General features: G+C 41.9%; 7 protein-coding genes and 1 pseudogene. 2 read left to right on the forward strand and 6 right to left on the reverse strand.

The features are described 5' to 3' along the window. Positions 1 to 23 precede the first annotated feature (23 nt). A complete protein-coding gene (locus HYI04_RS14855; protein WP_004692268.1) occupies positions 24 to 266 on the forward strand; it encodes a hypothetical protein in 243 nt (80 codons plus the stop codon). Positions 267 to 408: 142 nt separating this feature from the next. Here HYI04_RS14855 and HYI04_RS14860 read toward each other — a convergent pair whose 3' ends face one another. The 3 genes from HYI04_RS14860 to pheS all read right to left on the reverse strand — a co-directional run bounded on the left by HYI04_RS14860 (position 409) and on the right by pheS (position 4,201). Further along, a complete protein-coding gene (locus HYI04_RS14860; protein WP_004649746.1) occupies positions 409 to 705 on the reverse strand; it encodes an integration host factor subunit alpha in 297 nt (98 codons plus the stop codon). Then, the gene (gene pheT, locus HYI04_RS14865; RefSeq protein ID WP_178896334.1) at positions 702 to 3,083 is read right to left on the reverse strand and encodes a phenylalanine--tRNA ligase subunit beta; all 2,382 of its coding nucleotides are present in this window, start codon (positions 3,081 to 3,083) and stop codon (positions 702 to 704) included. The genes HYI04_RS14860 and pheT overlap by 4 nt, the downstream gene beginning before the upstream one ends. Positions 3,084 to 3,220: 137 nt before the next feature. Continuing rightward, on the reverse strand, positions 3,221 to 4,201 hold the full coding sequence (gene pheS, locus HYI04_RS14870; RefSeq protein WP_004979194.1) for a phenylalanine--tRNA ligase subunit alpha: 981 nt from the start codon (positions 4,199 to 4,201) through the stop codon (positions 3,221 to 3,223). Between the two features lie 157 nt (positions 4,202 to 4,358). Between pheS and HYI04_RS14875 the strand changes: the two genes are divergently transcribed. After that, complete coding sequence (locus tag HYI04_RS14875; RefSeq protein WP_176537182.1) at positions 4,359 to 5,375, forward strand: hypothetical protein; 1,017 nt, start codon at positions 4,359 to 4,361, stop codon at positions 5,373 to 5,375. A gap of 61 nt (positions 5,376 to 5,436) precedes the next feature. Here HYI04_RS14875 and HYI04_RS14880 read toward each other — a convergent pair whose 3' ends face one another. From HYI04_RS14880 to HYI04_RS14890, 3 genes and pseudogenes are all read right to left on the reverse strand, one after another. Then, on the reverse strand, positions 5,437 to 5,649 hold the full coding sequence (locus tag HYI04_RS14880) for a hypothetical protein (protein WP_176537181.1): 213 nt from the start codon (positions 5,647 to 5,649) through the stop codon (positions 5,437 to 5,439). Positions 5,650 to 5,778: 129 nt separating this feature from the next. Next, a complete protein-coding gene (locus HYI04_RS14885) occupies positions 5,779 to 6,330 on the reverse strand; it encodes an adenylate kinase (protein ID WP_178896335.1) in 552 nt (183 codons plus the stop codon). Positions 6,331 to 6,537: 207 nt separating this feature from the next. After that, positions 6,538 to 6,628: pseudogene (locus HYI04_RS14890) on the reverse strand (IS5/IS1182 family transposase); the annotation flags it as partial.

The raw sequence follows: 6,628 nt of genomic DNA on the forward strand, positions 1-6,628 counted from the left end.
CTCATATTTTAGAGAGTGATGCCATGTTATTCAAAAAAATTGCTATTGCTGCTGCAGTTGCTACTACTTTAGCTTTCGTTGGCTGTGCTAAGAAAGAAGAAGCTCCTGCTGCTGAAGCTGCATCTGAAGTTGCTGCTGCATCTGAAGCTGTTGAAGCTGCATCTGAAGTTGCTGTAGACGCTGCTGCTGCTGCTTCTGAAGCTACTGTTGCTGCATCTGAAGCTGTTGAAGCTGTTGAAGCTGCCGCTTCTGAAGCTGCTCACTAATCCTTTAGATTAGTCAGTAAAAAAGAGAGCCCTTGGCTCTCTTTTTTTACGCTCAAAATTTATCAAAAAACGACATTCCATTATCTGGCAAGAATTGAATCAGCCAAACAATCACCAAAAATTCTAAGCAAAAAAAAGCAGATCAATCGATCTGCTCATTTCCCACACGCTGGCGGAATTTCTGCCCTGCGCGGAAGGTTACTACACGGCGTGCAGAAATCGGAATTTCTTCACCCGTTTTCGGGTTACGACCTGGACGTTGACGTTTATCACGCAACTCGAAGTTACCGAAACCAGAAAGTTTAACTTGCTCACCAGAGATTAGCGCTTGGCTAATCTCGTCAAAGAACAACTCGACCATTTGCTTAGCTTCACGACGGTTTAAACTCGTGAGCTCACTTAGATGGTCAGCCATTTCCGCTTTTGTTAATGCTGTCATGAAGCCCTCAATGTCGCCTGATAAGTGTTTTCCAACACTTGTAAAATATGATCCATACCGGATTTAATTTCAGCATCTTCAAGCGTACGTGATGGGTGTTGCCAAAGAAGTGCAAATGCCAATGAGCGCTTACCGTCTTCAACGCCTTGCCCAGTGTACACATCGAACAACCAAGTCGAGTCTAAAAGCTCACCACCTGTTTTTTCGATAAGTTGCTGAATTTCACTTACATTTATCTTATCACTAATTAAAAGCGCAATATCACGTCTAACCGACGGAAAACGTGATAATTCTGTAAAATTAGATACATAAGTTTGCAAAACAGCCGATTGATCAAGTTCAGCCACCCAAGTTGTGCTCAAATCCAGTGCATCTTCTAAAGATGGATGTAATCGACCAAAGTAACCAATAGATTGGCCATCGACTAAAATCTCAGCAGACTGTCCTGGATGCAACCAGCTACGCTCAGAACGAACATAGTCTACTTGCACACGACCTGCCGCCAATACTTCTTCAATTTCACCTTTGAAATCAAAGAAATCCATAGCTTGAGGTTTAGCATGCCAAGTTTCTGAAGTTTTTGCACCTGTTGCAATCACTGCCAGGGTAGGAATTTGTTTCAAATCATGAATAAATTCAGCATCTTGATAGTCAAAACGCAAGCCTAATTCAAAGAAACGTACACGGCTTTGTTGGCGGTTCACGTTGTATTGCACACACGGAATCAAACTAGAGAGCAGTGTTGAACGCATCACGGCTAAATCGCTTGAAATTGGGTTAGCCAAAGCCAAAGGATTCACAGCCGCATTGAGTTGCTTCTCAAGCTTTAAGTCTGCAAAGCTAAAGCTAATCGCTTCTTGATAACCCAAAGTCACGAGAGTTTGACGCAGCTGAGCCATTTCAAATTGGTCTTGATATTGAGCCAATTTCGCTTCAATTTTTGGCAAACTGATTTGAATATTGTCATAACCATGAATACGCACAACTTCTTCAATCAGGTCTTGGTAGATTGCCATGTCATAACGGTGTGAAGGTGGTACTACAGACCACTGACCTTCTGCTTTAACCGTCACAGCACAACCTAAACGGGTTAAGGCATCCGCAATAAATGCAGCATCTACGCGATAACCGAGCAATTGATCCACTTGCGCTTGTTCCAGCTCAATCGCTTCACGCTTCGGTAAAACTGCCGTTTGTTCTACAGTCGTAATCGGACCGAACTCACCACCCGCCAATTCTGCAATCAATTGTGATGCACGGTGCATCGCGAGCATTGGGAGTTCAAAATCTACACCACGCTCATAACGCTGCGACGCATCGGTATGTAAGCCAAAGCTACGGGCACGACCTGCAATGGCTAATGGGGCAAAGAATGCAGACTCTAAGAAAATATCTTGGGTTTCATCGGTAACAGATGAAGACAAGCCACCCATGATGCCTGCAATCGCTAATGCTTTTTCATCATCCGCAATCACCATGACTTTTTCATTGAGCTCAACTTCTTGTTCATTTAGTAGAACCAATTTCTCCGCCGTATTCGCTTGACGAACTTGGACTGAACCTTGAATTTTTGCTGCATCAAAAGCATGGAGTGGTTGCCCTAACTCCATCAGTACATAGTTGGTAATATCAACCAAAATACTGTGCTGGCGAATCCCTGAGCGAACCAAAGCACGTTCCATCCACTCTGGGGTTGCTGCTTTAGTATTCACGTTTTTAATCACACGACCTAAATAGCGTGGGCAGCCTTCAGTGCTCACCACGACTTTTTTCTCATCAGCAATGGTCGCAGCAACAGCATTAATTTCAGGTGCAGTCACGGTCAGTTGGTTAATCACCCCAATTTCACGGGCAATACCACGAATACTAAAACAGTCACCACGGTTTGGCGTGATGCTGATATCAATGACATGATCATCAAGCTGTAAGTATTCACGAATATCCACACCGACAGGTGCATCAACGGCTAACTCTAAAAGACCATCAATTTTATCTTCTAGATCAATTTCAGACGCACCACATAGCATACCTTGTGATTCAATGCCACGAAGTTTGCCTTTCTTGATTTTGAAGTCACCTGGAAGCACAGCACCAATGGTCGCCACAGGGGCTTTCATACCGACACGTACGTTTGGCGCACCACAAACAATTTGTAAAGGTTCACCTGAACCAATATTCACCGTGGTCACACGTAAACGGTCTGCATCGGGATGTTGCTCTACAGTCAACACTTCACCAACAACCACGCCAGTAAACGGTTTTGCCGCAGGTGATAAATCATCGACCTCTAAACCCAGCATGGTCAGTTGGTCAGATAATGTATTGCTATCAACGGCTGGGTTAACCCATGTACGCAACCAATTTTCGCTAATTTTCATAAATTCAATGTCCTTAATCTCCCCTAACCCCTCTTTTAAAGAGAGGAAAACACACCACCGTTTTAGGTAGACCAGTCCCCCTTTATAAAGGGGGATTTAGGGGGATTTCAATAATTCTAAAATAACTGTTTAAACTATTAAGCAAATTGGCGTAAGAAACGTACATCGTTCTGGTAGAACATACGTAAGTCATTGATGCCATAACGAAGCATCGCAAAACGTTCCACACCTAGACCGAAAGCAAAGCCTTTGTATTTTTCAGGATCAATCCCTGCTGCCTGCAAGACATTTGGATGTACCATGCCACAACCAAGCACTTCTAACCATTTACCACGCTCATCCATAATATCCACTTCAGCACTTGGCTCTGTGAATGGGAAATAAGATGGACGGAAACGCACTTTTAAGTCTTTTTCAAAGAATTCGTTTAACAGATTGACCAATAAACCTTTCAGTTCTGCAAAGCTAGTATTTTCAGCCACATACAAACCTTCAATTTGATGGAACATTGGCGAATGCGTTTGGTCAGAGTCACAGCGGTATACACGACCTGGGCACACAATACGAATCGGGGGTTGCTGGGTTTCCATAGTACGAATCTGCACACCCGAAGTATGGGTACGTAGCAAATGTGTCGCATCGAAATAGAAAGTATCGTGCATTGCACGCGCAGGGTGATGCCCTGGAATATTTAAAGCTTCAAAATTGTGGTAGTCATCTTCAACTTCTGGCCCAGTTTCAATCACAAAGCCCGCTTTGGTAAAGAACTGACAAATACGCTCTTGTACTTGAGTAACGGGGTGAATACTACCAATCGTTTGACCACGACCCGGTAAAGTAATATCCACCGTTTCACTTGCAAGTTTTTGCGCCAACGCCGCTTGTTGTAATTGTGTTTGGCGTTCAGTTAAAGCACCGGTAATCGCTTCGCGGACTGCATGAATTTGCGCACCAAAATTTTTACGCTCTTCAGGGTCCATTTTACCTAAAGCTTTGGATTGCTCAGCGAGCTGGCTTTTCTTACCCGTAAACTGCACTCGTACTTGATCGAGTGTAGCAAGGTCCTCTGCTGCTGCAATCGCAGCAAGCGCTTCAGTGGTCAGGGCTTCCAGTGACATAGTAACTCTCAAAGCAACAATTTATAAAATTAATAAAACCCCATATTCTATCAGTTTTTAAGCACGTTGATGAAGCTCTACGATCAGGAAAATTTGTTTAGTACATGGTTTTATAATCAGGTTAAGATAGGGCCATCACAGAAGAGAACAACAAACGATGTCGCTTGATCCTATTTGGCAACAACAACTTACTTTAGTGACTTATGGCAATGAATATTTACGCCACAACCTAAGTTTCCAACGTTGGTTAGAACATGCCATTTTTGACCGACATTGCTTTCAGTTTCGTGATCTGAATAGCCAACATTTACTGGCTCAGCATTTTCAAGTGTGGCTTGAAGCCTTAAAAAAACAAGGGGTCAAACAGCTCAGTCTGCATAGCTCAACATTGCTAGCAGATGAAAAGAACCCTAACCCAAATGTTGAACTCCTCGCTACACCACATATTATTGTGAGCCATCAAGCACAGCAAAAAACTGCTTGGATTTTTGGTAAAGAACTAGCTGAATGGTACAGCGCTGAACACGATTTTATAACTCCAAAAACACAACAAAGCTCAATCCGTAGCGAAAATTTATGGCGTTTTGAACTAAATCACAAGCTCAGCAAACGTATTGAAGCGGACTTACAAACGCCGAAATGGGATGAAATCGAAAACTTTACCGAACAAGAACTGTTTAGTGCCCCATTTACACAAGGTTTAGTAGAACCTGAGACGGTAAACTTACCTTACTATGGACAACAAGATGCCTCAGATGAAGCCCATCATCTCGCTCTTTTACCAACAGATTACGCTGCTGATTATGCACACCAAACGCTGTATCGTTTAGATACACTATCAGCATTTATCCAAACTAAAATTCAACATCCTTACAATGCAGAAGGCCAAGTGCTCACGCCAGATGAGCAATTGAACCTACGTCATTTTGAACAAAAGATTGATGATTTAAGTACCAAGTTCATTGTGAAAGTGGCCAATCACTATCAAACCGCGCAGCTCACACCCAAAGATACGACCACACCACTGGATGCACGTAATCATCCAACACCTAAATTAAGTGCGATAGAGACCAAGCCTCATGAAACACACCACAAATCGGGGAAAACCGGGGTATTTGCTTTAATCATAATTACGATTTTGATCTGTGTAGTTGGCTATTATTTTGGCTTATAAGCTATTAGAGATATATCAAAGCGCTCCTCTCAAAGAGCGCTTTTTTATGGTCTCAATTTCTTCAGGCGGTAATTAGAAGATTGAAGGGCCGGATTTTGATTTGCACCTTATGCTGATTGGCATGTTGATTAATATAATGATTAACCAAAACCACCTCGCCTTCAAGCTCCGCATCAGGGCCATACATAATTTTGACTGACTCACCTTTTCTGGGAATCATTTGTAATTCCACCGTGATACTTCCCTGTCCCATCCCAGTAATTTCTGCAAGCATATCCTGCTCCTTTTCTTTTTAATCTTTTTATTTATTAGGCATCGGCCACCTTTGAGATTAAAGCAGATTTATGTAACTAAAGCTTAAAGGTTCATCTTGATCACTGAGTAGGCACTGATATTTTTTTATTTAAACGCTATGCTTTTCAACAGCCAACTGGTCTAAAAAACGACTCACTTGTTTTGGTGTCTTTAAATGAATCCACTGTATATGTTGATATTCAGGCATCTGCATCATTTTTAAGTATTTCTGTCGGTTTTTAGCATGTGTTTTGATCATCCACCAAATAATCGAGTCCCGACCAAACATCCGCAGCAAACTTTCCCGATTATTCGAGTTTTCCCATAAATCCTGTTGCGCCCATGCCCGCTGAACCGCACGCTTCACTGAACGGTAAAGGTTGACTGGAAACGGTAAGTCCAACCAAATAACAGTATCAATTTCCGCCCATTTCACAGGAATGGCGCGGGTATAGTTACCATCGATCACATAGCCCTGTGTTGCCTTTTGTACTTCTGATTCAATCTTGGCAAAGAAGACTTCATCGGGACATTCTTGCCAGTCATCAAGCCAAAATAGATTATCAAGCTCGATATAATGCAAATCCAACTTTTCGGCCAAAGCTCTGGAAAATATAGACTTTCCCGTGGCAGAGGTTCCTACAACATTAATTTTTTTCATAACCATCTACCCAAGACTCGAAAAGAGTTAAAAACTATATCTAGAAGTTTCAATACCTAAAACATTATTAGCAATAAAATTACAATTAAAGTAATAGCCTAAAAACGTAAACACCGATATTCTCTGCACCGACAAAACAATAATTTTTAGTATTTATTCAATTAGTAAAATATAGGGTCTGTTGACATTTACTGTTCATAATTAACCCTATAAAGGTAGCCATAAAAATATACAGGCTAAAGCAACAGAACTTTGATAATTTCTTTTGAGCTTGTCATATCGAGTAGCTATTCCTCTA

This window comes from Acinetobacter sp. SwsAc2, assembly GCF_013391465.1.
Lineage (GTDB): Bacteria > Pseudomonadota > Gammaproteobacteria > Pseudomonadales > Moraxellaceae > Acinetobacter > Acinetobacter johnsonii.